Raw genomic sequence first — 25,469 nt, 5'->3', positions numbered from 1 at the left:
GAGGCATTATTAATGACAAAAACGATTTTAGTTGTAGAAGATGAATTTTCTATTGCGACATTATTGAAATATAATTTAGAACAGGCAGGCTATGTTGTAGAAACAGCTGCAGATGGGCAAGAAGGATTGGATAAAGCAATTGACTTACAGCCGGATTTAATTCTCTTAGACTTAATGCTTCCAAGGCTTGATGGTATGGAGGTATGTAAACAAATACGTCAACAACGTATGAATACACCTATTATTATGTTAACCGCAAAGGACGATGAATTCGATAAAGTTCTTGGTCTGGAGCTGGGAGCAGATGATTATATGACGAAGCCTTTTAGCCCGCGTGAGGTATTGGCGCGAGTGAAAGCTGTGTTAAGACGTTTCACACAAAATGTTGTATTAGACAATAAAGATGAACCTCAAGAGAAAATGTATGAATTTGGACAATTACGTGTCTTTCCTGAGCGTTTTGAAGTATTTTTACAGGATGAAGCATTGGAATTCACACCGAAGGAATTTGAGTTATTGATTTATTTGCTTGAAAATAAAAATCGTGTTTTAACACGTGACCAGCTATTAAGTGCTGTATGGAAATATGACTTTGCTGGTGATACAAGAATTGTGGATGTACACATCAGTCACCTTCGAGATAAAATTGAGGAAAATAGCCGAAAACCAATGTTTATCAAAACCATTCGTGGTCTTGGCTATAAATTCGAGGAGCCGAAGACAACATGAAATCAATGAGCAATCGCTTATTCTTGACATTCATGCTTTTACTCGGAACAATACTAGCTGTCCTAATGATTGTAATAGGTCAGCTTTTTCCTGTTTATATAGAGCAGTATGACGAACAGGCGAGCCTGGAGAAGCAAGAATTCATCAATCAAGTACTAGATGAACGAAAAATTGAACTCTCGAAGGAAGATAGGGAGGCTATCAATAGAGTCCAAAATGCAGGGGAACAGCATAAAATTTTATTGAGTGTTCGCGCTCGTTTATATGTGGTTCTCGTTATTCTTTTTACTATAGCACTAATTTTGATTGCAATTGTCAGTCGTTATATGATTCGAAATTTCACTGCACCAATCGATAATGTAACCGAAACAGCGCTAGAGCTCGCTAAAGGGAATTACCGTGCTCGTGCCCATGAGAACGAGCAGGAACGCATGATGCCATTAAGCCATTCTATTAATATTTTAGCGCGTAATTTACAGGACATTACGACGATACGTGAAGTAGAAGAGGAACGGCTAAAAACGTTAATTGAGAACATGGGAAGCTCACTTATGATGATTGGACGTGAAGGCAATATATCGATTGTGAATCGTGTATTCTTAGAGCGTTTTGGCATGCAAATTGGCGATGTTCAAGGAAAGGTCTTTCGTACAATAGGCTTACCTAAATCACTTGAGCAATTTATCGACCATGTCTTTCTAACAGAAATGCCTTATCGACAGCAAATTAAAATGGAAGTACAACAGGAACTATATAATAAGGAAGTGTATGGGGCTCCTGTTATTGGAGATCATGGTCGCTGGCTTGGTGTTGTTATTGTTATGCATGATATTACAGAGCTTGTCCGTTTGGAACAAATTCGAAAGGACTTTGTGGCAAACGTCTCCCATGAATTACGTACACCAATTACCTCGATTAAAGGTTTTTCAGAAACTTTATTGGATGGTGCCTATAAGGATGAGAAGATGTTACTATCCTTTTTAGAGATTATTTATAAAGAAAGTAATCGACTACAAATGTTAATTCAGGATTTATTGGAACTATCGAAAATTGAACAGCATGGTTTTACCGTGAATATTATGCCAATGGGCTTGCAGGACGTACTTATTCGAGGTGCAGAATTAACAGGGCCCCGTTTAGATGAAAAAAATATGAGCTTCCAGGTGGATATCGAACGCGATGTTGAAGTGATGGGAGATGCCAATCGAATCATCCAAATCGTAACAAATTTAATCACGAATGCGATTACGTATTCCCCAGAAAATACAACTGTATCAATCCGTTTAAAGGAAAATGAAAAGTATGGAATTATTGAAATAGAGGATCAGGGAATTGGAATCGAAAAGCACGAAATTGCTCGTGTCTTTGAACGATTTTATCGTGTGGATCGTGCCCGAAGTCGAAACTCTGGAGGGACAGGCTTAGGGCTCGCTATTGTGAAGCATTTAGTAGAGGCGCATCATGGGCGTATTCAGGTAGAAAGTGAAGTTGGTGTTGGAACTAAGATGATTGTCATGATTCCGAAGAATTAACAATCTCTTTACAAAAGCAACATGTAACATTCACAAAGGGAGCTTATACTTATTTAGTAGAAACCCCCTATATAATCGACAAGTCTGTAAATAAATCATGTATCATTTATTACATTTTAATGGCTGCTTTATAATCGCCATAGAAGAATCTATTGCCAAATTTTTTGGTGATAGATTCTTTTCTGTTTTACACTAGACGAAAATAGGTGTAAAGTATAGTAGCATAAAGTTTAACTGACAATTTCAATGTTTAGTTGAACTAATTAATTGGGCTTTTATGGACAGTGAAATGAATACAGCTTTTAAAAGATAAAGTATGATTTTCACTGTGTTTTCCTTAGAAGCAGGACAAAATTGAAAGAAGGATGACCATGAAAATCGTCAAAAGTATCGTGCAAATCGGCTATCTTTATATACTATTATTTGTTGGAAATAGTATTGCACGTCTACTTCACTTGCCGATTCCAGGTAGCATAATTGGACTAGTTTTATTATTTTTACTTTTGCAGTTTCATATGATTAAGCTTGAATGGATTGAGTTAGGAGCAGGATTATTGCTAAGTGAGCTATTGTTATTTTTCATACCATCTGCAATTGGCATAATTGATTATGATTCACTGTTCGGTGTGCAGGGTGTGAAGGTTGTACTTGTGATTGTTGTGAGCGCTATTGTTGTGATGTTTACAACAGGCTTTACTGCACAGTGGTTAGAGCAACGAAAGAAGGGTGATGCCGCATGAGTTATTTCATAGCTATAGCAAGCTTAGCAGGGACAGTTGCTATTTTTTACGCATGTAAAATGTTTTATGTTAAATATAAAAAAGAGTGGCTTACGCCCATGCTTGTCACACCAATAATAATAATTTTACTATTATTATTAACAGGTACTTCCTATCAATCCTATAATACAGGAGCAAATATTTTATCCAATTTATTAGGACCAGCAACAGTTGCATTTGCTGTTCCAATTTATAAAAATTTTAATTTATTAAAAAAGCATGCTCTTGAAATATTTCTTAGCATCGCAGTTGGTTCAGCCGTCGCTATTATATCCTCATTTATTATGGCATTAGTTGTTGGCCTAAATAATGAGCTTGTTCATAGCCTAGTACCACGCTCAGTCACTACACCAATTGCGATGGATATTTCTAATATGATAGGTGGCTCTCCTACCTTGACTGCCGTTTTTGTGATGACAACGGGAATATTAGGAAGTCTACTTGCTCCGTTAATCATAAAAGTTTTTCGCTTTCATAGACCCTCATCTAGAGGTTTAATGTTAGGAATGGGAGCTCATGGTACAGGTACCTCTAAAGCCTTTGAATTTGGTGAACTCGAAGGAACCTTTGCCAGCCTTGCGATGATTGTAGCAGCCTTAATTAGCATCGTGCTTTCTACAACATTGTTCCCAGCATTTGAACATCTAGTTGTTAATATCCTGTTACCTTAAATGGTGACAGGATTTTTTGTTTAAGATGGAGGTGAATGCCCAAGGTCTCTTGGTTACAAACAAGCTAGAGTCAAACTCAAAATTGGATGAAGCAGGATATATGTCAAACTGCCTACAATAAAATATTAGTTTATTAAAATATTTTGAAACCTTTTAAAAAGTGTTCCGTATACAATAGTACTAAGCATAAGGGAGGAACAAACATGAGTGTGAAAAGGACACTAATGATGGTGGGTCTTGGAATTTTCGGCATTGTTGCACTTATTGCTGTATTTACATCTTGGTACACAGTAGATGAATCAGAGCAAGCAGTTGTTATAACATTCGGTCGTGCCGATGATACAGTAACAGAACCAGGCTTACATTTTAAATTACCTTGGCCAGTCCAATCGGTTGAGGTTTTATCAAAGGAAACATTTAGTTTACAGTTTGGCTATAAGCAAAATAAAAAAGGTGAATTAGAAGCTTATGATGCTGAAACGAAAATGATTACAGGAGACGAACATATTGTATTAACAGACCTTGTCGTTCAATGGAAGATTACAGAACCGAACAAATTCTTATTTAATGCACAAAACCCAGAAGAGATTTTACATAGCGCTACATCGAGTGCAATTCGATCTATTATTGGAAGCTCCAAAATCGATGCCGCGTTAACAGAGGGAAAAGCAGACATAGAGGCAAATACAAGAACATTACTTGTTTCTCTAATTGAAAAATATGATATTGGCATAAGTATTTTGGGTGTTAAATTACAGGATGTGGAATTACCAAATGCTGATGTACGTGCGGCTTTTACAGCAGTAACAGATGCACGTGAAATGAAAAATACAAAAATCAATCAGGCAGAAAAATATGAAAATCAACGTACAAATGAGGCTGAAGGTGAAAAAGACGCCATTATTTCGAAGGCACAGGGAGAAAAAACAGCCCGTATCGAGCAGGCTCAAGGGGATGTAGCTGTCTTTAATAAAATGTATGAGCAATATAAAGGAAATCAGCAAATTACACGTGAGCGTTTAATCTTAGAAACACTTGAGAATGTGTTACCAAAAGCACAAATTTACATTATGAATGATGATGGCAGCACAATGAAATACTTACCTCTTCAAGCACTACAACCCATAGAACAGAAGCAAGAGCAGAAACAAGAAGAGAAAAAAGAAGGGAGTGGTAACTAATGGATCAAAAAAATAAGGATCTTGAAAAATTCTTAAATTTTTTATCGGGCAAATCCAAAAATACTACTCCAAAGGAAGGAAACTCGGAGGATAATGTAATCAAGATGTCGAAGAAGGGTCCGATGAATCCAAAGAAATATATTTCTATTACTGTAACCTTAATAGCCGTTTTTGCCATTGCCATTATTTTATTTGCAAATATCTATATTGTAAAAGAATCAGAATATGCTGTAGTAAGGCAGTTTGGGGAAGTGGTGAAATTTGAACGTGAGCCTGGCCTTAAAATGAAGGTTCCATTTATTCAAAGTGTAACGAGATTACCAAAAAACCAAATGACTTATGAAATATCAGAAGAAGAAATTAATACAAAGGATAAAAAGAGAATTATTATTGATAATTATGCGGTATGGCGTATTACAGATCCAAAGTTATTAATTTCAAATGCAGGTACTATTGAAAAAGTAGAATCTCGTATGGAGGAATTTATCTATTCTGTTATTCGCTCTGAGCTCGGACGAATAGAATATACACAAATTATTAATGATGAAAATTCTTCTCGTGGAAGTATTAATGACCAAGTTACTGAACGTGTGAATGAATTGCTTGCAGAAGATAAATATGGCATAGAGGTTGTAGATGTTCGAATCCGTCGTATTGATTTGCCAACAGAAAATGAGCAAGCCGTATTTACAAATATGATTTCAGATCGTGAATCAATTGCTCAAAAATACCTATCAGAAGGTGATGCAGGGAAGCGCCGTATTGAAGCTCAAACAGATAAGAAAGTGCAAGAAATGCTAGCAAAAGCTAAAAAGGATGCCGCGTTAATTCAAGCAGAAGGAGAGGCGGAGGCAGCGAAAATCTATAATAAGTCATTTTCGCAAGATCCTGAATTCTATTCACTTTATCGTACATTAGAATCCTATAAGAAAACGATCGGTGAAGATACGGTTATTATTTTGCCATCTACTTCACCGTATGCAAAGGTATTATCTGGCTATATCAAATAATTCTGTAATCCTTGCAGGGGTTAAAATAAGAAGTCGCCTACCAGTTTGGTATGGCGACTTTTCTGTTTTTAATAATGTGTAAACTCATAAAATTTTATTATTATTAATTTGTATAGTAAGTAAATAATAGAAATTTATAAATTTCTATATCGTAGATTACTATAATCTGATAGAATAATGATGTTTAGAATGAAAAAATGGGGGTAATAGCTGTGAAATTACAAATTAGTACCTGGCTACAAAATTTAGGTATAGCCAGTAGTATTGCATCGTTGTTTACACTTTTCTTCCGTCTATCAGATTTTGAATGGATAACGAAAAGTGTTTATCATATACCAGTATTTTTTATCATTTTGTTTTTAGTAAGTTTAATTATTGCTGAGGATGTCCGCAAAATATGTAAAAGAATATTTTGGTATGAAAAACGCAAGGTCAAGCGTCCTATTTGGCAAGTTGGTATTGGTTTTATTTTCTTTTTAGCACAAATTAGTATGGTGATGGTATTTAGTAAAGAGCTAACACAGCCACAATTGGGTGGGATGCCCTTATTTTTAGTGTTTGCTTTTATGAATGCGTTTATCTTAACGATTATCTATGAAGAAATATTTTATCGTACATCAAATTAATAGCATGCATTAATGAACTTTCATTCAAAGGATTGTCTCTTTTGAATGAAAGTTTTTTTCATTTATTTATCTTGATTCAGCAGGGCATACAAACACTAGCTCCATTGTGTTGGTCTAAAGCCTCTGTTGGATGTCACGTATTTTGAACAGGAGCTTTTCGGGGGAGCTTGAAAAAATCCTGACGAAATTACGCTATGGGCTTAATTGATTATGAGTGACTACAGATTGATGGTGTTTTCTGCTTAATCATCAAATCTTATTTTCTAATGTCAGCGCTCAAAGTGAAATATTAACATTCATCAGTATTGTCTTCATTTTATCTATAGTACATTTAGGAAGTATTTACTTACAGCTATAAGTAATTATTACATGGATAAAGGATAAAAGAGCGAAAGGAGAAAGTTTTTAGTACTCAGCATCCTGTGTAACCAGAGCTAATGAAGGGAATTTTGCTATGACAAAAAATTGCTGTCGAATAGCGCCACAAGTATTAGCGTTCATTTTAAGAAATTATATTTTTTAACCTAAATTTAACCTTTATTATGTATGATGATGAGGATTTTCCAATTGTATATAACCTTAAAAAGTTTATGAGGGAATGACAGAGAGGGAGGTTTTTCATCAAATCTCTGAGTTTAATGCACAACTTATAGAATTAAATAGGAAAAAAGCCGCCACTTTATTTAAAAAAGATTTTATTCACCAACTTAAAAAATAAATGCTAGCCAGAGTAATTTGAAGATGCTACGTAATAACGGGGGATGGCCTATTCCTTTACTATCTTGCTAGGAGGAAAATTATGAAAAAAAATAAGCTATTTATTGTAGCGACTACTACTGCGGTGGGAGTAAGTACTATAATAACAGGTATAAGCACTACTGTAGAAGCAGCAACGACCAATTTTTCAGATGTACAAGAGGCAAATAGTCATTATACAGCCATTATGGATTTAGCAAAGCGTAATATTATTCATGGTTTCCCAGATGGCACATTTAAACCAAATGAGTTTGTCACATTTAAGCAAACAGCGAAAATCATTGCGGGTATACTCAATTTAGATGCTAGTGATGAACAAGAATGGGTAGCTTTGCAAGCAGCAGGTCTTATGGATAGCTCATTAAATCCAAATGATCCTATTACACGCAACGACATGGCAAAGGTCATTACGAAGTCATTAGGGCTTACTGCATCCGGTAATGTGTCAATACCCTTTACAGATGTGTCGGCAGAACATCAGCAAGCAGTGACAGCACTATTTGAATATGGGATTACAAAAGGAACATCGACCACTACATTTAGTGGGGGCAAATTTGTGACAAGGGGACAGCTTGCTTCATTTATTGTAAGAGCTGAGCAGATCATAAAGCAAGTTTCAACAGATACAGGTATTGCAGGGGCGACCGTTACAGTGGAGCACATTCACAACAACAAGGTTACAATTGGGGGGCGTGAATGGCCAATTGGCAAAAATGCAAAGACTATATTAAATGATAAAAACGCTGCTGCATTAGAAAATGCACAGCTAGATGTTATTGTGGTGAATGGTGAAATCGCTGAGGTATTAGCGATTGATTTATACACATCTGGACAGCAGGGTGCAAAAGTTGTGCTGGATGGTGGCAATACCTCTATAGGCAATATCGTAGTTCATGCAGATTTTGTTGAGCTGAAAAATATGGTTGTCACAGGGGATATTCGTGTCCTAGGGCGAACAACTTCTATAGCACTGAATCAACTAAAGGTAAAAGGGGAGCTATACCTAGAAGAAGGTGAAGCTTCAAAAACGGCATCACTTAACAAAGTAGCCGTTATTCATGACAACCCTATTACGGTTGAAATGACTAGAAGTGAATTTGTAGCTCTTCTTGTAAAAAGAACGGCATTTATTAACTCAGATTCATCACTACCAGTCGTAACTCATTTGGGAAGTAATTTACAGATTAATGCACCTAATATAGGGCTGCTTAATTGGGAATCGCCACCTGAAGGCTCACAATTAAGCGGAAATGCAGATATTGGAACAGTCACGATTGGTGCTGAATATGAATTTAGGTTACAGCGAATGCAAAAGCAGCTTGAAGCCAGTCAAGTCTTTTTAAGAGATCAGCAACAATTGCAGGAGCAAGAGAAAAAAGCAATATTGACTAAAATAAGTGATTTAACAACTGAATCAGTAGGCTTGCAACAGCAGATTAATGATTTAACAAAGGTTAAAAGGACACCAATACAAGATAATCAATTAGCTCTATTAAGACAAAAATTGCAACAGATAGAAAATGAGCTACTTTCTCTAAGAGTACGATCAAACCAGCAGCAATCTAGTAATAACCCAGCAGGAATACCCAATTTGCCAGGATTATTCCCTTCAGTTGAACTAACAACACAAGTGGAAGAAAGAATACGACAGATACAAGAAGAGTCAAGAAAGCTGCAACAACAAAATGAAGATTTTAAAAATCTATTAAAGACTGCTTTACAAATAAATGGAACAATAAATATTGGTAATATCATTGTACCATCACCTGCTGTTTCAACCTTCACTCTTGGACCTGATGTCCGCATTCATAATATGATGACAGATATTTCTAGAGAAGCGCTGCTTGCAATATTCACAAATGTTCGTCAAGGGCAAATTAAAACATTAATATCTGCGAAGGGCCAACAAACACCTTTTAACCCAATGCCTGCAGAGGCTACAGACAGTGGTTCAAGTAGTAACAGTGGAAGTAGTCCTGGTGGTAATAACACAGGTGGAGGAAATACAACAACACCTGTAGATACGACAACCCTTAATAAAATGATTAGTAATGCGAAGGAACGACTTGTAGCCGTGCAAAATGGAGATCACCCTATATCTGAAAATGGCTTTGATATTCCACATGCACAGCAATGGATACCTAAAAAAGCAACAGACGCACTGCAAGCAGCAATAACTGAAGCTGAAGCAATGGTAGCTAAAGTAGCTCAAGGACCAATGGGTTACCAGCGAGTCGCTTCTTTAACAAATACGAATATTTTACTAGCTAACACACAAACAGATATTCATCATATGGCAGAAAAATTAGAGAAGCTGATGAATTTACAACCAATTAATGGGTTGAAAGAGATAGCAACAATCCAACGCCTGTTAAATGGCAAAGAGATTACGAGCATACCAGACATCGAAGAAGTAACTGTGGGCAGATTATATGAAGCGATAGAACAATTGTTAAGGAATGAATTCGAACTTGAACAAGAGCCTCTAACTGTTGAGGAGCAGGAATTAATTATTGCCATGTTAAGGGAGTATAAATATCACATTCAAATCATTGACAATCAAGTAACGATTCCATTAAATGAAGCCATTTCATATACAAATCCTGTGACAGGTCAAACATCAGAGCTTGTACCAGCAATATCAGCAAAACTGACACTTGTAGAACCACAACCGCTTATCATTAATGAGGTCTCTTATATAGATAATGAGAATATAAGGCTCACGTTCTCTTCAAATATCGAGATACCAGAGGGCGAGCAATTTATATTTATGATAAATGACTCATTAACGCCGCTGTATGGAACAGTAAGTAGCAGTACAGGAAATAGTGTAATCATTCGAATTGATGGTATTGTTCCATTATTTGCAACCTTTATACACATTGAACGTGAAAGTAAACCTGAACATAACCTTTTGAAAGAACCATTTACAATGGAAAACACAAACGTTTGATAGTAAGTAAGAAAGTCAATCGCCATGAGCGGTTGGCTTTTTTGATAGGAATGGTAACCCTGAGGGACTAAGATAGCACAATGAGACCCCTAAGGTTTTTTTGTGAAATGCATTGTTATTGTTGGCAAAATGGCTGTTTTCTCGATAAAGTAGAAAGAAGAAGCATTTTCAAACATACGTTTTCGTTTTACAATTAAGTAGAAGACAGCGCAGGAGGATAAAATCATGACAAAGGAAAAATTACTATTATTGGACGGTAATAGTTTAGCGTATCGCGCGTTTTTTGCGTTGCCATTGTTGACGAATGATAGTGGCATTCATACTAATGCTGTATACGGCTTTACAACAATGCTACAAAGAATATTAGAGGAAGAACAACCAACAAAAATCTTAGTGGCTTTTGATGCTGGGAAAACAACATTCCGCCATGAAACCTTTACGGAATATAAAGGTGGGCGACAAAAGACTCCGCCAGAATTATCTGAGCAATTCCCTTATTTACGTAAGCTCATTGACGCATATGGTATTAAACAGTACGAGTTAGAACTGTATGAAGCGGATGATATAATTGGAACACTTGCAAAAGAAGCTTCATCACAGGATATCGATGTCATCATTGTTTCTGGAGATCGTGATTTAACACAGCTCGCCACAGAGCAGGTAACTGTGTACATTACTAAAAAAGGTATAACTGAAATTGAGAAAAATACACCAGCTTATATTGAAGAAAAATATGGCTTAACCCCATCGCAAATAATTGATATGAAAGGGCTAATGGGGGATGCTTCTGATAATATTCCTGGTGTACCTGGTGTCGGTGAAAAAACGGCTGTTAAATTGCTGAAAGAGCATGGTTCAGTAGAGTCGTTATATAAAGCGATGGATACATTAAAGGCTTCTAAAATGAAAGAAAAATTAGTAGCCAATGAAGAGCAGGCAATCATGAGTAAAAAGCTTGCAACCATTTTTACGGATGCGCCAATAGAGGTTGCACTTGCTGATCTTGCTTATAATGGTCCGAATGAAGAAGAGCTAATAAATGTCTGGCGGGAGCTTGGCTTTAAATCACTGTTAGAAAAAAGTGATTTTTCTGTCCAAGAAGAAGAACAAGCACCCTTCGACTATGAAATTGTGCAGGAAGTAAAGCAAGAACACTTAAAGGATGTTATGGCAGTGCATTTGGAGCTGGAGGACGAACATTATCACACATGTCAGCAATTAGGCATTGCTCTAACTGATGGAGCGAAACCAATTTACGTACCTTTTGATAGTGTGGCTAAATCAGATGTTCTCCGTCTATGGCTAGAGGATGCGACAAAAATAAAGTATATGTCAGATTCTAAGGCAGCCCAAGCGGCATTAAGACGTGCAGGGATTCGTTTAGCAGGAGTTGAGTTTGATTTATTGCTTGCTTCTTATATCAATAATCCTGGGCTAAGCGGAGATGATGTAGCAACACTTGCGAAGGAACTTGGCTACCGTGATGTGCAGGCAAATGAGACCGTTTATGGTAAAGGTGCCAAACGAGCTATACCTGCTATTGATACACTAGCAGAGCATGCTAGCCGTAAAGCCTTTGCTGTGTGGTCAGTACAGCCAAAGCTTGAGACATTGCTAAAGGAAAACGAACAATTTGATTTATATAAAAATCTAGAACTTCCATTAGCTTCTATATTGGGCGAGATGGAAAGTGAAGGAATTACAGTGAACCGTGCTACTTTAGAGAAAATGGGACAAGAATTGAATGACAAATTAGTTGTTATTGAGCAAGAGATTTATGCGGAAGCTGGAGAAGCCTTTAATATTAATTCACCAAAACAATTAGGGGTTATTTTATTTGATAAGCTTGGACTGCCAGTTATTAAAAAAACAAAAACAGGCTATTCAACGGCAGCAGATGTGTTAGAAAAATTAAAATCCGAGCATGCGATTATTGAGCATATTCTTTTATATCGTCAGTTAGGTAAATTACAATCAACCTATATTGAAGGCTTGCTTAAAGAAATTCATAACGAGGACGGCAAGGTGCATACCCGCTTCCAGCAAGCATTAACGGCTACAGGACGTCTAAGCTCTACGGATCCAAATTTGCAAAACATTCCTATTCGTTTAGAGGAGGGACGCAAAATCCGTCAAGCATTTGTCCCATCAAAAGAGGGCTGGATACTGTTTTCTGCTGACTACTCACAAATCGAATTACGCGTTCTGGCACATATGTCAGAAGATAAAAACCTTGTAGAGGCCTTCCGTGAAGGGATGGATGTTCATACACGTACCGCAATGGATGTCTTCCATGTATCAGCTGATGAGGTTGATAGTAATATGCGCCGTGCAGCAAAGGCAGTTAATTTTGGAATTGTCTATGGAATTAGTGATTACGGTTTATCACAAAACTTAGATATTACTCGTAAGGAAGCAGCAACATTTATTGAAAAATATTTCGCAAGTTTTCCAGGTGTAAAACAGTATATGGATGATATTGTGCAGGATGCGAAATTTAATGGTTATGTCACGACGATTTTAAATAGACGACGATATTTACCTGATATCACAAGCTCCAACTTCAATATACGTAGCTTTGCAGAGCGCACTGCCATGAATACACCTATTCAGGGAAGCGCTGCAGATATTATTAAAAAAGCAATGATTGATATGGATGCTCGCTTGAAAAAAGAGAATATGCAGGCAAAGCTTCTTTTACAAGTGCATGATGAATTAATTTTTGAAGCGCCTAAGGAAGAGGTTGCATTGCTTGAAAAAATTGTTCCCGAGGTTATGGAGCATGCCATAGAGCTTACCGTACCGTTAAAAGTGGACTTCAATCATGGAGCAACTTGGTACGAAGCAAAATAAGGAGGGATTTAAATGCCTGAATTACCAGAGGTTGAAGGTGTCGTCCAGGCATTAAAGCCTAAAATGGAGGGACGGACAATCCAACAGGTGCAGCTTTCTGAGGTCATTCGTTTTTCCTTTGGGGAAGGAAAACAATGTATTGTCAAGCAAGCTGAGCCTGATGCCTTTGAAATGTCCTTAACCCAAATGACCATTACAAAAATCGAGAGACGTGCAAAGTATATCTTTTTTCATATGCGTAAAGAGAATGTTCCCTATGTGCTTGTTAGTCATTTAGGGATGACAGGTGCATGGTTTGTGGTAAATTCGCCAGAGGAAATCAATGAAGCAAAATTTCAAAAGCATATACATGCTACTTTCAAAATGGCAGATGGCGGTTTTTTAATTTATTCAGACATTCGCCGTTTTGGTGAACTTCGTTTTTTAGAAAAAATTGAAGACCATACACCGTTAACAAAAATGGCACCAGAGCCATTCGATGAAATAGCTTGTGATTATTTTATTGCTCAATCAAAATTGCCAAAATATGAGAATAAATCCGTAAAGGAAGTTATTATGGATGGACAGGTAATTTCGGGTTGTGGCAATATTTATGCAACTGAGGCATTATTTGCTCAAAAAATTCATCCAGCTCGCAAAATGAACCGTATTAGTGAAAAGCGTAAACGTGCACTATTTGAAGCGATTGTTACTGTTTTACGTCAAAGCATTAACGCCGGAGGTTCAACGATTTCAGATTATCGTAATATTAATGGTGAGGCTGGAAGCATGCAAAATCGACTTCAGATGTATGGGAAAAAGATGTGTCCAGTGTGTGATACGGCAACGAGCCAAATGACAATTGGTGGGCGCACGTCCGTCTTTTGCCCAAATTGTCAACATTAAAGGGGAATAAGCGATGATTATCGGATTAACAGGAAGTATTGCGAGTGGAAAAAGTACCGTTGCGAAAATGATAACAGCTCTTGGTTTGCCAATTGTCGATGCAGATATTGTAGCGCGCGATGTTGTGGAACCAGGAACGGAAACACTAGCATTAATCGCTGAGCAATTTGGACAAGATATTCTGCTGGAAGATGGCACTTTAAATCGTGCTAAACTTGGCGATATTATTTTCCATGAGCCTGCAAAGCGCAAAATTTTAAATGATATTATGCATCCCGCTATTCGTCAGGAAATGCTGCGCCAGCGCGATGCCTACTTAGAGGCTGGCAACAAGCATGTTGTAATGGATATCCCACTCCTATTTGAAAGTAAGCTACAGCATTTCGTTGAGCGAATCATTGTGGTTTCTGTGAGCGAGGAAATCCAGCTTCGCCGCTTAATGGAGCGCAACAATTTGTCGAAGGAGGATGCATTAGCGCGAATGCATTCACAGCTCCCGATGTCAGTGAAGGAAAAGGGAGCACATGCAGTTATTTACAATAATGAAAATTTAGGACAAACAGAGGACCAATTGAAAAAAATTCTTACAAAATGGGATGTTTTAGATGCTAATTAAAATCCTGTAAATAAAGACATTTTTTCATTGCCTGATGCGTAGTAAGCATATCTTGCTACGCATTTTTTATGTTTGCTTACGCCATAATAGGGATAAAATTTGACAAAATTATTTTTCAGAAAATAAGAACTTTAATATTATGAGTATATAATGTTCATCTTTTTTAAAATTGTGTTATACTAATCACCATAAAGTATATAATTAATCTGAGTATGTACTCACAGGAGGATTTTATAAATGACAGTATCAATTGCTATTAATGGTTTCGGACGTATCGGACGTATGGTTTTCCGCCAAGCGATCGTACAAGAGGGTTTAAATATTGTGGCTATTAACGCGAGCTATCCAGCAGAAACGTTAGCACATTTGATTAAGTATGACACAAATCACGGAACATTTGAAGGTACGGTTGAACCAGCAGGCGATGCTTTAATTGTAAATGGTAAACGTGTTCAAATTATTAGCGAGCGTGACCCTTTAAAATTACCATGGGCTACAATGGGTGTAGATATTGTTATCGAAGCAACTGGTAAATTTAATGATCGTGAAAAAGCAGCGATGCACCTAGATGCAGGTGCAAAGAAAGTAATCTTAACAGCACCAGGTAAAAACGAGGACGTAACCATTGTTTTAGGTGTAAATGACGATAAACTTGATATTGCAAAACATGATGTTATTTCAAATGCATCTTGTACTACAAATTGCTTAGCACCAGTTGCGAAAGTATTAAATGACACATTTGGCATCGATAATGGCTTAATGACAACTGTTCATGCCTATACAAATGATCAAAAGAACCTAGATAACCCACATAAAGATTTACGTCGTGCACGTGGTTGTGCGCAGTCAATCATTCCAACATCTACAGGCGCTGCAAAAGCATTAAAGTTGGTATTACCAGAATTAGAAGGAAAAATTCATGGCATGTCACTTCGTGTTCCAACACCAAACGTATCTTTAGTGGACCTTGTAGTGGATTTAAACACAGATGTAACAGTAGATTCTGTTAATGCTGCATTTGTGAAGGCTGCTACTGAAGGACCAATGAAAGGAATTTTAAACTTCTCAGTTGAGCCTCTAGTATCTTCTGATTACAATACAACAACTTACTCTTCTACAGTTGATGGACTTTCGACAATGGTAATGGGTAGCCGCAAAGTAAAAGTACTTGCATGGTACGACAATGAATGGGGTTATTCTGCACGTGTAGTAGATCTTGTGAAAAAAGTGGCAAACGCTTTAGAAACTGTTAACGCCTAATTATTATACCAAGCACATTGAAATCACCAGGATTTCAATGTGCTTTTTTGTTAGAGTACTAGTTTCTTGCATTAGCTTTTTAAGGGAATTTACTTGAAAATTGTTGCCATCTATACTTGTACTTTCTGCTTTCAGGGTTTATCATGAGCACACTAGTGTGAATGCGCTTTTCTTACATGTGGGAAATTTGTTATAATAGGAATATTAAATTGTTGTGAAATCAGGAGAGTAAAGATATGAGATGTCCATCTTGCCAATTTAACGGAACGCGTGTAGTGGATTCGAGGCCAGTAGATGATAATAAAGAAATTCGAAGACGTCGTGAATGTGAGTCATGTGGCTTTCGCTTTACAACGTTTGAAAAAATTGAAGAGACACCACTTGTTGTTGTAAAAAAAGAAGGTTCACGTGAGGAGTTTAGTCGTGAAAAGGTACTTCGTGGGCTTATTCGTGCTTGTGAAAAACGTCCAGTTGCCCTAGATGTACTTGAGCAACTCGTATTATCGATTGAAAAAGACCTCCGTCGTATTGGTAATTCAGAAGTACGCTCTGAGGATGTTGGGGAAATGGTAATGGACCGCCTAGCGAAAATTGATGAGGTAGCATATGTACGCTTTGCATCGGTTTATCGTCAATTTAAGGACATCAATGTCTTTATTGAAGAAATTAAAGATATTATTCAACGTCAGACAGAGCAAAAATCTTAAGTAATACAGAGAGGGTGAATGTCGTTGATACATTTGTATAAGGAATTACAGCCTGCTGATTCTTTTGACATTCGTTTACCTCATGCACTTTCTACACAGGAACGTCAATTAGTAACATTATTTTATCAGCCATTAACTGGGGCAGAGCCGATTAGCCTTTATTTAACACTTTGGGCAGAAGCTGAGCAGATGCCAGGTCAGCAAATGACACATTATTATTTAATGAATGTTTTAGGGCTTCCGATTGGTAAAATATTTGAGGCACGAATAGCACTTGAAGCGATTGGCTTATTACGTACATGGAAGAAAGAAAATACGGGAGAACGAAGCTTTTTATACGAACTGATTCGTCCACTTGATGCAGATAGTTTTATGAAAGACCCGCTATTATCCATGTTTTTATTTAGTAAAATTGGAGAGCAAGCTTATCGGAGGCTGCGACAGCGTTTTATAGCTCCTGCAAGAGATGCTGAATTTAAAGACGTATCTCGGGCTTTTATTGATGTTTATAAGCCTGTAAATTCAAATATTCCGGATGATTTACAAGCTAGTAAGAGTAGCAAGGATAATCAGTCAAAAATATATCCGTTTTATTTTGACCAGTTTGATTTTGAGCTTCTTAAAGCAGGGTTATCTGAGCAATTAGTGCCTGCCAGTTTACTTACATTAGATGTTCGTGAAACAATTGCTAAGCTTGCATTCCTGTATCATTTAACTGCACTAGATATGCAAAAAATAGTGATTCTAGCTTTAGATGATGATGTGGGCATTTCACAAGAGCGGCTTCGTAAGGCTGCGGCTGATTTTTATAAGCTAACGGTCTCAAAAGAGCCACCAAAATTGATGCGAGTAAATGAGCCAGCCCCTGTAGAAGAATCAGGACATAAAACAAAGGATCAGGAGCTACAGCAATACCTAGAAACCACACCTCCTATTCAAGTGCTACGAGATATTAATAACGGTAAAGAGCCTCTACAAACCTCTGTCCAACTTGCTGAAAGTTTAATTGTTCAGCATGGCATGCCAGTAGGAGTTGTCAATGCTCTTTTAGAATATGTAATGCTTACTACGGATATGAAGCTACCTAAAAAGTATGTAGAGACGATTGCAGATCATTGGGTTCGCAAAAATATTCAAACTGCTAAGGAAGCAATGGAGCTTGCGCGTCAGGAGCATGATAAATACACTACTTGGAAAAATAAACCCCAGACACCGAGTAAAAGCAGTCAAAATGTCAAAGGACGTTCAGGAAAGCAACGTGAAGAGAAGGTACCTGAATGGTTTTACAAGCGTAATGAGCAGCAGGAGGAAAGCACCTCAAGCACGATGGATTTTGAAAAAGAGCGAAAAAAAATATTAGAAATGCTAGGGAAAAGTGATAAATAGGAGGGTGAACGACAATCGAACAAATTAATGGACCATTAAAAAGAGCAGTTAATGTACCATCATTTCAAGAGCGTTACGAAGCGATGCGTCGAGAAATTTTAGAAAACCCTCGTGTGCAAGATTTTTTAGCAGCGCATGCAAATGAGTTAAGCTATGATTCCATTGAGCGTAATTTACCGAAGCTTCATGAGTTTATAAGTCAATCTACTGTTTGCTGTGGCTGTGACAATACAGATCATTGTACAAACTATTTAAAAGGTTTTATTCCAACTTTACGTGTCGTTCGAAATACTGTTGAAATGGATTATGTGCGTTGTGATCAAAAAATACGTGAGGATGAGCGCAGGGATGTAGCCAATATGATTGCGAGTATGCATATGCCCAAAGATGTTCTTCAAGCAACCATTCAAGATTTAATGATTGACGACGAATCTCGCGTTATGATTGCGCAAAAAGCGGCACAATTTGTCAAGGCTACTGTGGAATCAGGGAAGCTCCCTGCAAAGGGCTATTATTTATACGGAAAGTTTGGTGTAGGGAAATCCTTTGTATTGGGTGCCTTGGCTAATGAATTAGCTGCTATCAAAATACGTTCAGTAGTCGTTTTTGTGCCAGAATTTTTACGAGAAATGAAAAATGCCATTGGTGATAATACATTGAATGAAAAAATAGACTATGTGAAAAAGGCACCTGTGCTGATGCTTGATGACCTAGGAGCCGAAACGATGACCACTTGGACGAGGGATGAAATTTTGGGAACTATATTCCATTATCGTATGGCCGAGCAATTACCAACTTTTATCACTTCTAATTTTAATTATGATGAATTGGAACATCATTTAGCACAATCACAAAAAGGTGATATCGAAGTAGTTAAAGCAGGACGGATTATGGAACGTATTAAAGCCTTAACGGAGCCGATTGAAATGCGTGGCAAAAATCGACGGATGTAACATTGCCAGTTGCATTTTACGACAATCGAGCGTATACTGTCACATATAATAATTAATAAAATGCATTGATGAGGATAAGAATTTTGTGTATCAACTTATTAGAGAGGGAAGTCATTGGCTGCAAGCTTCCTAGTTAGAGCACATTATTTACTACCTACTGAGCAGCGAAAGGGATAATCTTTCGCCGGTCCCTAGCCCGTTAGCTAGCCTTGAGCTTCGTCTGACTATGAAAGGTCGGAAGGAAGAAGGGTGGAACCACGAGCATATGCTTCGTCCCTTTTGTGAGGGACGGGGCTTTTTTAGTTTCCGAAACTTCATCATGCATCATAACAAAACTGCAAGGAGTGCAAACAAAATGTCAGAAATGATTAAATTAACTTTTCCAGATGGCGCTGTAAAGGAATTTGCAAAAGGCACGTCAACTGATGACGTAGCATTATCAATCAGCCCAGGTCTACGAAAAAAAGCTTATGCGGGTAAAATTAATGGTGTATTAGTGGATTTAAAAACACCAATTGAAGAGGACGCAACAATTGCTATTATTACACAAGATGATAAGGAAGCTCTTGAGATTTTACGACATTCAACAGCTCACTTAACTGCGCAAGCGATTAAACGTCTATTCCCAGAGGTGAAGCTTGGTATTGGTCCTGTTATTGAAGGAGGCTTCTATTATGATATTGATGCACCTACACCAATCACAGCTGAAGACTTACCGGCCATTGAAAAAGAAATGAAAAAAATTATTGCTGAAAACCTAGAAATAGAACGCAAAAATGTAAGCCGTGCTGAGGCTCAAACAATCTATGAAGAAATTGGCGACGAATATAAGTTAGAATTACTGGAAGCCATTCCTGAAGATGAGCAAGTTTCTATTTATTATCAAGGGGAATTTTTCGACCTTTGCCGTGGTATTCACGTACCAGCCACTGGTAAGCTTCGTGAATTCAAACTTCTATCTTTAGCAGGCGCTTATTGGAGAGGGAGCTCTGATAATAAAATGCTTCAACGTATTTATGGGACAGCGTTCTTCAAAAAAGAGGAATTAAAACACCACCTACAAATGCTTGAAGAAGCAAAAGAGCGTGATCACCGTAAAATTGGGAAAGAATTAGACCTGTTCACAACTTCTCAAAAGGTAGGTCAAGGTTTACCACTTTGGTTGCCAAATGGTGCAACAATTCGTCGTGTCATTGAACGTTATATTGTCGATAAAGAATTATCACTTGGCTATAAGCATGTTTATACACCAGTATTAGGTTCAAAAGAGCTTTATCAAACTTCTGGTCACTGGGATCACTATCAAGATTCTATTTTCCCACCAATGGAGATGGACAATGAAACATTAATTATGCGACCAATGAACTGTCCTCACCATATGATGGTGTACAAAAATAGCATGCATTCATATCGTAATCTGCCATTGCGTATTGCGGAGCTTGGTACAATGCACCGTTATGAAATGTCAGGAGCTGTTTCTGGCCTACAACGTGTACGTGGTATGACTTTAAACGATGCCCATATTTTTGTTCGTCCTGACCAAATTAAAGCAGAATTCCAAAAAGTGGTGCAGTTAATTTTAGAGGTTTATAAAGATTTCGATTTAAATGATTATTCATTCCGTTTATCTTACCGCGACCCAGCAGATACAGAGAAATACTTCGATGATGATGAAATGTGGGAAAAAGCACAAAGCATGTTAAAAGAAGCGATGGATGAGCTTGGCTTAGATTACTTTGAAGCGGAAGGTGAGGCTGCGTTCTATGGCCCTAAACTTGACGTACAAGTAAAAACAGCGATTGGTAAAGAAGAGACTTTATCAACAGTTCAACTAGATTTCTTATTACCTGAACGTTTTGATCTAACTTACGTTGGTGAAGATGGAAAGCCACATCGTCCAGTAGTTATTCACCGTGGTGTTGTTTCAACAATGGAACGTTTCGTAGCCTTCTTAATTGAAGAATATAAAGGCGCATTCCCAACATGGTTAGCGCCAGTTCAAGTAGAAGTGATTCCAGTATCGAATGAAGCCCACTTCGACTATGCAAAACAAATTGAAGAGCAATTAACAGCAGCAGGCTTACGTGTAGAAATGGATGACCGTGAAGAAAAATTAGGCTATAAAATTCGTGAAGCACAAATGAAAAAAATCCCGTATATGCTTGTCATTGGGGATAAAGAAGTTGAGGCAAATGGCGTGAATGTACGTCGTTATGGCTCAAAAGATTCTGAAACAATTAGCTTTGAAGATTTCCTAGCAACTATAAAAGCAGAAATTACTAAATAAGCATTCACAAGAAACCCTCGCTTGTATTAGTGAGGGTTTCTGTATAAAGTGAATCTTGCTTTTGTATAAAATATTTTTTTCTAGGTCAATCTAGTAGGGATAAGAAAATAAATATTTGACAGCTTATTATATACATGCTAATATAATTAAGGTTAATGAATACAAAGTTTGTGGTTGAAGTAGAGGCTGCCCGCTTCTCACCTGATTAACGCTCTAGGCTGTGAACAGGTATGACACGTTGAATTGTTTTGCGCAGACTTGCGCATGCACATATAGCGGGCGGACATCTTCAAAGTGTCCGTCCTTTTTTTATGGACATGACAAGAGGATGTACCGTTCAACCGGGCAAGACTTTGCCCAAACCATGTATTCGCGACAATTACTTGGAGGTGGATTACTATTAGCAAAGACATGTATGTAAACGAAGGCATTCGCGCACGTGAACTTCGATTAATCGATCACAATGGTGACCAGCTTGGTGTAAAGACACGTAATGAAGCGCTAGAAATCGCCGCTCGTGTAAACTTGGATCTTGTCCTTGTGGCCCCTCAAGCCAAGCCGCCAGTCGCTCGTATCATGGACTATGGTAAATTTAAGTTTGAACAGCAAAAGAAAGACCGTGAAATTCGTAAAAATCAAAAGGTCATCGTCATGAAAGAGGTTCGTTTGAGCCCAACAATCGATGAGCATGATTTCCAAACGAAGTTACGTAATGCGATTAAATTCCTTGAAAAAGGCGATAAAGTTAAATGTAGCCTACGTTTCAAAGGTCGTGCGATTACACATAAAGAAATTGGTCAACGTGTGCTAGATCGCTTTGCTGAAGCTTGTGCTGAAGTATCGACGGTAGAACAAAAGCCGAAGATGGAAGGCCGAAGCATGTTCTTAGTTCTTCAACCAAAGAACGAGAAATAATATTAGACGAACAGTTTAGGAGGAATTCGACATGCCAAAAATGAAAACTCACCGTGGAGCTGCGAAACGTTTCAAAAAAACGGGTTCAGGTAAATTAAAATACGACCGTGCTTATGGAAGCCACTTATTCGCAAACAAATCTACGAAACAAAAACGTCACCTACGTAAAGCAAACATCGTTTCATCTGGTGACTTCAAACGCATCAAATCTTTACTTGTTTACATGAAATAATTGACTACAAAAAAATACTAACATTCATTTTTTAATGAAAAGCAGGAGGTAATTCATATGCCACGCGTAAAAGGCGGAACAGTGACGCGCAAACGTCGTAAAAAAGTATTAAAATTAGCTAAAGGTTACTATGGTTCAAAACATACATTATATAAAGTTGCTAACCAAGCAGTAATGAAGTCAGGTCAATATGCATACCGTGACCGTCGTCAGAAAAAACGTGATTTCCGTAAATTGTGGATCACTCGTATCAATGCAGCTGCTCGTATGAACGGTCTTTCTTACAGCCGTTTAATGCACGGTTTAAAAGTTGCTGGTATCGAAGTTAACCGTAAAATGTTAGCAGATCTAGCTGTAACAGATGCAACAGCATTCACTCAATTAGCAGATGCTGCTAAAAAAGCAGTTGCTAAATAATTTTTGACGAAGTTAATAGTATTTCTGCACCGAAAGCGAAGCGACAGGTGCAAAATTTTTCTCAAGACTGATGGATATATCCGTCAGTCTTTTTTATGTTAGATTAGTAGTAAATCACTTGTAAAGGAGACTTTAATGGGACAAGCATTAGTAGCCTATATGGCAATTGTTTCTATAGTACTGCTCGTAATGATGGGTATGGATAAATCCAAAGCAAAAAAGCATGAGTGGCGAATTGCGGAACGTTCGCTTTTTACGCTGGCCATTGCTGGAGGGGCAGTAGGCGGCGTGTTGGGAATGTATTTGTTTCGTCATAAAACACGCCATAACAGCTTTGCTTTTGGCTTCCCACTGTTAGCCGCTGTTCAAATTTTTATCGTTGTACAGCTATGGTGAGAGTGAGGAGACACAAAAAATACGTTAATTAAAAACACATCCTCATGAGGAGGATGTGTTGCGCATAAGCTGTTCAATGGGCTGCTTCCAATTAATTTTTGCGCTTGGATAATTCAATAGGATTTCTTGCTGTAAATATTCAAAATCACTTTTTTTGAAGCCCTGCAATGTCGCAGCATCACGAGCACCAACGAAAATTGTCACAACCTCAAAGGCTTCCTCAGTAGTACCGAGGTATTTTTCACCTTCAAAAAGTGCACCCTTATAGGATATAAAGAAATTTTTTCGGACATTTTTAACATCATCGTAAAAATAATAATGGCCTTTTTCATAGGCTTCATCAAGTTTTCGCTTAGGATCGGTTATATAACGAATCGCTTTGTAAAATACATAGATTATAAGCGCAATTACAGCAAGTCGAATTAGTAACGGCAACATGTTTTATTTCCCCCTTGAATAAAGGTTATTCTTCCCTATACGATTGAAGGGGGAAATTAGTTTCACTTTTTATAAATTATTTTAGAAATTTAGGAGAAAAAAATGAATTTACAACAATTGTTTAAAATGCAGCAAGAGCTTGATGATTTTATCGAGAAAACACAAAAAATTGAACAGGATGTTTTTAAAGAAAAAGGTTTAGCATTAATGGTTGAATTAGCAGAACTAGCTAATGAAACACGCTGCTTTAAATTTTGGAGTACAAAGGGACCCTCAGCTCGTTCTGTTATTTTAGAGGAGTATGTGGATTCAATTCATTTTATATTATCCCTTGGTTTACTAATGGGTTACACAAAGCTAGAAAAATGGCCAGTAATTCAAGAAAAGCGAAATTTAACAGAAATTTTCTTATTGACACAGGACTATATTTTAACCTTTATTCACCAGCCATCAGAGGATAGATATTTAATGATTTGGCAATGCTATAGTTTACTTGCGTATAATTTAGGCTTTACCTTTGAGGACGTTGTGGCAGCGTATATAGAAAAGAATGAAGAAAATTATAATCGCCAGCGTTCAGGATATTAATGTGAGAAATACATCAATTTTCAGACGATTATACTAGGAATATTTCGGTAAACGAAGTATAATAGAGAAGATTTTAGAAGTAGGAGGCAAAAGGATGACACAACTAGATCCAACATTACAAATGTTTAAAGATTTAACGGATGCGAATGGAATAGCAGGGAATGAACGTGCACCACGCGAGGTCATGAAAAAATACATTGCACCATATGCAGACTCAGTAGAAACAGATAACTTAGGTAGTGTTATCGCAAAAAAAGTGGGCGATGAAAATGGTCCAAAAATTATGGTGGCAGGGCATTTAGATGAAGTTGGCTTCATGGTTACACAAATTGATGATAAAGGATTTATTAAATTCCAAACTGTAGGTGGCTGGTGGAGCCAGGTAATGCTTGCACAGCGTGTGACAATTACAACTCGTAAAGGTGATGAAATCATCGGGGTAATTGGTTCAAAGCCACCACATATTTTACCAGCAGATGTACGAAACAAAGTAGTAGACATTAAAGATATGTTTATTGATGTGGGTGCAGCTTCTAAGGAAGAAGTGGTTGAATGGGGCGTGCGTCCTGGTGATATGGTAACACCATATTTTGAATTTAATGTTATGAAAAACGACAAGTATCTTTTAGCAAAGGCATGGGATAACCGTATTGGCTGTGCAATTGCTATTGATGTTATGAAAGCGTTACAAAATGAAAAACATCCTAACATCCTATACTCCGTAGGGAATGTACAAGAGGAAGTCGGTCTACGTGGTGCGAAAACGGCGACTCATAAAATCCAGCCTGATATTGGCTTTGCTGTCGATGTAGGTGTTGCTGGGGACACGCCAGGGGTAACAGCGAAGGAATCAACAAGTAAAATGGGCGCTGGTCCACAAATTGTTGTCTATGATGCATCAATGGTATCCCATCGTGGCTTACGCGAATTCGTATTAGATGTGGCTGACGAGCATAATATTCCCTATCAATTCGAGACAATGGCTGGTGGCGGTACAGACGCAGGCTCTATACACGTAACAGCTAATGGTATACCTGCATTATCAATCGGTATTGCAACACGCTATATCCACTCACATGCAGGTATTCTACATCGTGATGATTATGATAATGCCGTAAAATTAGTGGTAGAAGTTATAAAAAAATTAGATAGAGATGCAGTTAATCAAATTATTTTTGACTGATACTGCTAATAGGGTTTAGCCTTCTAACAAAATGTTAGGAGGCTTTTTTCACGATTTCAAGACCAAATAACTCGCTTTATTTTTTGTAAAAGAATAAAAAAGGACTTGCGATTATG

General features: G+C 37.5%; 23 protein-coding genes. 22 read left to right on the top strand and 1 reads right to left on the bottom strand.

The features are described from left to right. The first annotated feature begins 12 nt into the window (after positions 1-12). From AC2CGN_RS10680 to AC2CGN_RS10585, 20 genes are all read left to right on the top strand, one after another. Positions 13-729: a response regulator transcription factor gene (locus tag AC2CGN_RS10680; protein ID WP_283869141.1), complete on the top strand. Its 717-nt coding sequence runs from the start codon at positions 13-15 to the stop codon at positions 727-729. Continuing rightward, positions 726-2,261: a two-component system histidine kinase PnpS gene (gene pnpS / locus AC2CGN_RS10675; protein WP_429982726.1), complete on the top strand. Its 1,536-nt coding sequence runs from the start codon at positions 726-728 to the stop codon at positions 2,259-2,261. Before AC2CGN_RS10680 ends, pnpS begins: the two co-directional genes overlap by 4 nt. A gap of 371 nt (positions 2,262-2,632) precedes the next feature. Continuing rightward, the gene (locus AC2CGN_RS10670; protein ID WP_054770907.1) at positions 2,633-3,001 is read left to right on the top strand and encodes a CidA/LrgA family holin-like protein; all 369 of its coding nucleotides are present in this window, start codon (positions 2,633-2,635) and stop codon (positions 2,999-3,001) included. Next, positions 2,998-3,711, top strand: a complete 714-nt coding sequence (locus AC2CGN_RS10665; protein WP_369593495.1) for an LrgB family protein — start codon at positions 2,998-3,000, stop codon at positions 3,709-3,711. Before AC2CGN_RS10670 ends, AC2CGN_RS10665 begins: the two co-directional genes overlap by 4 nt. Positions 3,712-3,914: 203 nt before the next feature. Further along, a complete protein-coding gene (gene hflK / locus AC2CGN_RS10660; RefSeq protein WP_286924599.1) occupies positions 3,915-4,892 on the top strand; it encodes an FtsH protease activity modulator HflK in 978 nt (325 codons plus the stop codon). Continuing rightward, on the top strand, positions 4,892-5,902 hold the full coding sequence (gene hflC, locus AC2CGN_RS10655; RefSeq protein WP_484513782.1) for a protease modulator HflC: 1,011 nt from the start codon (positions 4,892-4,894) through the stop codon (positions 5,900-5,902). Before hflK ends, hflC begins: the two co-directional genes overlap by 1 nt. Before the next feature lie 212 nt (positions 5,903-6,114). Beyond that, positions 6,115-6,528: a DNA polymerase I gene (locus AC2CGN_RS10650; RefSeq protein WP_484513780.1), complete on the top strand. Its 414-nt coding sequence runs from the start codon at positions 6,115-6,117 to the stop codon at positions 6,526-6,528. 799 nt (positions 6,529-7,327) lie between these two features. After that, the gene (locus AC2CGN_RS10645) at positions 7,328-10,237 is read left to right on the top strand and encodes an S-layer homology domain-containing protein (protein WP_484513778.1); all 2,910 of its coding nucleotides are present in this window, start codon (positions 7,328-7,330) and stop codon (positions 10,235-10,237) included. A gap of 225 nt (positions 10,238-10,462) precedes the next feature. Further along, on the top strand, positions 10,463-13,090 hold the full coding sequence (polA, locus tag AC2CGN_RS10640; protein ID WP_484513777.1) for a DNA polymerase I: 2,628 nt from the start codon (positions 10,463-10,465) through the stop codon (positions 13,088-13,090). A 12-nt stretch (positions 13,091-13,102) separates the two neighbouring features. Continuing rightward, complete coding sequence (gene mutM, locus AC2CGN_RS10635) at positions 13,103-13,975, top strand: bifunctional DNA-formamidopyrimidine glycosylase/DNA-(apurinic or apyrimidinic site) lyase (protein WP_429985860.1); 873 nt, start codon at positions 13,103-13,105, stop codon at positions 13,973-13,975. A 13-nt stretch (positions 13,976-13,988) separates the two neighbouring features. Further along, positions 13,989-14,591 (top strand): dephospho-CoA kinase, encoded by a 603-nt coding sequence (coaE, locus tag AC2CGN_RS10630; RefSeq protein ID WP_484513775.1) that lies wholly within the window; start codon positions 13,989-13,991, stop codon positions 14,589-14,591. Positions 14,592-14,828: 237 nt separating this feature from the next. Then, positions 14,829-15,851 carry a glyceraldehyde-3-phosphate dehydrogenase gene (locus tag AC2CGN_RS10625; RefSeq protein ID WP_286924592.1) on the top strand — a complete coding sequence of 341 codons (1,023 nt, stop codon included), beginning with the start codon at positions 14,829-14,831 and terminating at the stop codon, positions 15,849-15,851. Between the two features lie 236 nt (positions 15,852-16,087). Further along, the gene (nrdR, locus tag AC2CGN_RS10620) at positions 16,088-16,558 is read left to right on the top strand and encodes a transcriptional regulator NrdR (protein WP_283869130.1); all 471 of its coding nucleotides are present in this window, start codon (positions 16,088-16,090) and stop codon (positions 16,556-16,558) included. Positions 16,559-16,591: 33 nt separating this feature from the next. Then, positions 16,592-17,944: a replication initiation and membrane attachment family protein gene (locus AC2CGN_RS10615; RefSeq protein WP_484513772.1), complete on the top strand. Its 1,353-nt coding sequence runs from the start codon at positions 16,592-16,594 to the stop codon at positions 17,942-17,944. A gap of 23 nt (positions 17,945-17,967) precedes the next feature. After that, positions 17,968-18,897: a primosomal protein DnaI gene (dnaI, locus tag AC2CGN_RS10610; RefSeq protein ID WP_429986732.1), complete on the top strand. Its 930-nt coding sequence runs from the start codon at positions 17,968-17,970 to the stop codon at positions 18,895-18,897. A 355-nt stretch (positions 18,898-19,252) separates the two neighbouring features. Continuing rightward, entirely contained in the window at positions 19,253-21,184 is a 1,932-nt protein-coding gene (thrS, locus tag AC2CGN_RS10605; RefSeq protein WP_484513770.1) for a threonine--tRNA ligase, read from the top strand. Between the two features lie 411 nt (positions 21,185-21,595). Continuing rightward, complete coding sequence (infC, locus tag AC2CGN_RS10600) at positions 21,596-22,099, top strand: translation initiation factor IF-3 (protein WP_016994853.1); 504 nt, start codon at positions 21,596-21,598, stop codon at positions 22,097-22,099. A 31-nt stretch (positions 22,100-22,130) separates the two neighbouring features. Beyond that, complete coding sequence (gene rpmI, locus AC2CGN_RS10595) at positions 22,131-22,331, top strand: 50S ribosomal protein L35 (RefSeq protein WP_004226312.1); 201 nt, start codon at positions 22,131-22,133, stop codon at positions 22,329-22,331. 57 nt (positions 22,332-22,388) lie between these two features. Then, the gene (gene rplT / locus AC2CGN_RS10590; RefSeq protein WP_025114500.1) at positions 22,389-22,748 is read left to right on the top strand and encodes a 50S ribosomal protein L20; all 360 of its coding nucleotides are present in this window, start codon (positions 22,389-22,391) and stop codon (positions 22,746-22,748) included. A gap of 135 nt (positions 22,749-22,883) precedes the next feature. Next, entirely contained in the window at positions 22,884-23,144 is a 261-nt protein-coding gene (locus AC2CGN_RS10585) for a DUF1294 domain-containing protein (RefSeq protein ID WP_054770910.1), read from the top strand. 42 nt (positions 23,145-23,186) lie between these two features. Here the strand turns inward: AC2CGN_RS10585 and AC2CGN_RS10580 are convergent, their stop codons facing one another. Continuing rightward, positions 23,187-23,582, bottom strand: a complete 396-nt coding sequence (locus tag AC2CGN_RS10580; protein ID WP_286924588.1) for a sigma-w pathway protein ysdB — start codon at positions 23,580-23,582, stop codon at positions 23,187-23,189. A 102-nt stretch (positions 23,583-23,684) separates the two neighbouring features. On the opposite strand from AC2CGN_RS10580, the gene AC2CGN_RS10575 reads away from it, so the two are divergent. Then, positions 23,685-24,170, top strand: coding sequence for a dUTP diphosphatase (locus AC2CGN_RS10575; protein ID WP_429982717.1), 486 nt, complete (start codon positions 23,685-23,687; stop codon positions 24,168-24,170). Between the two features lie 94 nt (positions 24,171-24,264). After that, positions 24,265-25,353, top strand: a complete 1,089-nt coding sequence (locus AC2CGN_RS10570; RefSeq protein WP_286924586.1) for a M42 family metallopeptidase — start codon at positions 24,265-24,267, stop codon at positions 25,351-25,353. Positions 25,354-25,469: the final 116 nt, after the last annotated feature.

The organism is Lysinibacillus sp. DFXJR4, from assembly GCF_057196045.1.
This window is presented reverse-complemented; position numbering and strand designations above follow the sequence as displayed.

What these genes read in the sequence shown, in the direction of transcription:
- infC (WP_016994853.1), top strand. Translation starts at nt 21,596, where the DNA reads ATGTATGTAAACGAAGGCATTCGCGCACGTGAACTTCGATTAATCGAT.
- AC2CGN_RS10670 (WP_054770907.1), top strand. Translation starts at nt 2,633, where the DNA reads ATGAAAATCGTCAAAAGTATCGTGCAAATCGGCTATCTTTATATACTA.
- hflC (WP_484513782.1), top strand. Translation starts at nt 4,892, where the DNA reads ATGGATCAAAAAAATAAGGATCTTGAAAAATTCTTAAATTTTTTATCG.
- rplT (WP_025114500.1), top strand. Translation starts at nt 22,389, where the DNA reads ATGCCACGCGTAAAAGGCGGAACAGTGACGCGCAAACGTCGTAAAAAA.
- nrdR (WP_283869130.1), top strand. Translation starts at nt 16,088, where the DNA reads ATGAGATGTCCATCTTGCCAATTTAACGGAACGCGTGTAGTGGATTCG.
- AC2CGN_RS10570 (WP_286924586.1), top strand. Translation starts at nt 24,265, where the DNA reads ATGACACAACTAGATCCAACATTACAAATGTTTAAAGATTTAACGGAT.
- AC2CGN_RS10580 (WP_286924588.1), bottom strand. Translation starts at nt 23,582, where the DNA reads ATGTTGCCGTTACTAATTCGACTTGCTGTAATTGCGCTTATAATCTAT.
- AC2CGN_RS10585 (WP_054770910.1), top strand. Translation starts at nt 22,884, where the DNA reads ATGGGACAAGCATTAGTAGCCTATATGGCAATTGTTTCTATAGTACTG.
- AC2CGN_RS10665 (WP_369593495.1), top strand. Translation starts at nt 2,998, where the DNA reads ATGAGTTATTTCATAGCTATAGCAAGCTTAGCAGGGACAGTTGCTATT.
- AC2CGN_RS10645 (WP_484513778.1), top strand. Translation starts at nt 7,328, where the DNA reads ATGAAAAAAAATAAGCTATTTATTGTAGCGACTACTACTGCGGTGGGA.
- thrS (WP_484513770.1), top strand. Translation starts at nt 19,253, where the DNA reads ATGTCAGAAATGATTAAATTAACTTTTCCAGATGGCGCTGTAAAGGAA.
- AC2CGN_RS10625 (WP_286924592.1), top strand. Translation starts at nt 14,829, where the DNA reads ATGACAGTATCAATTGCTATTAATGGTTTCGGACGTATCGGACGTATG.
- rpmI (WP_004226312.1), top strand. Translation starts at nt 22,131, where the DNA reads ATGCCAAAAATGAAAACTCACCGTGGAGCTGCGAAACGTTTCAAAAAA.
- polA (WP_484513777.1), top strand. Translation starts at nt 10,463, where the DNA reads ATGACAAAGGAAAAATTACTATTATTGGACGGTAATAGTTTAGCGTAT.
- coaE (WP_484513775.1), top strand. Translation starts at nt 13,989, where the DNA reads ATGATTATCGGATTAACAGGAAGTATTGCGAGTGGAAAAAGTACCGTT.
- AC2CGN_RS10680 (WP_283869141.1), top strand. Translation starts at nt 13, where the DNA reads ATGACAAAAACGATTTTAGTTGTAGAAGATGAATTTTCTATTGCGACA.
- AC2CGN_RS10575 (WP_429982717.1), top strand. Translation starts at nt 23,685, where the DNA reads ATGAATTTACAACAATTGTTTAAAATGCAGCAAGAGCTTGATGATTTT.
- hflK (WP_286924599.1), top strand. Translation starts at nt 3,915, where the DNA reads ATGAGTGTGAAAAGGACACTAATGATGGTGGGTCTTGGAATTTTCGGC.
- pnpS (WP_429982726.1), top strand. Translation starts at nt 726, where the DNA reads ATGAAATCAATGAGCAATCGCTTATTCTTGACATTCATGCTTTTACTC.
- mutM (WP_429985860.1), top strand. Translation starts at nt 13,103, where the DNA reads ATGCCTGAATTACCAGAGGTTGAAGGTGTCGTCCAGGCATTAAAGCCT.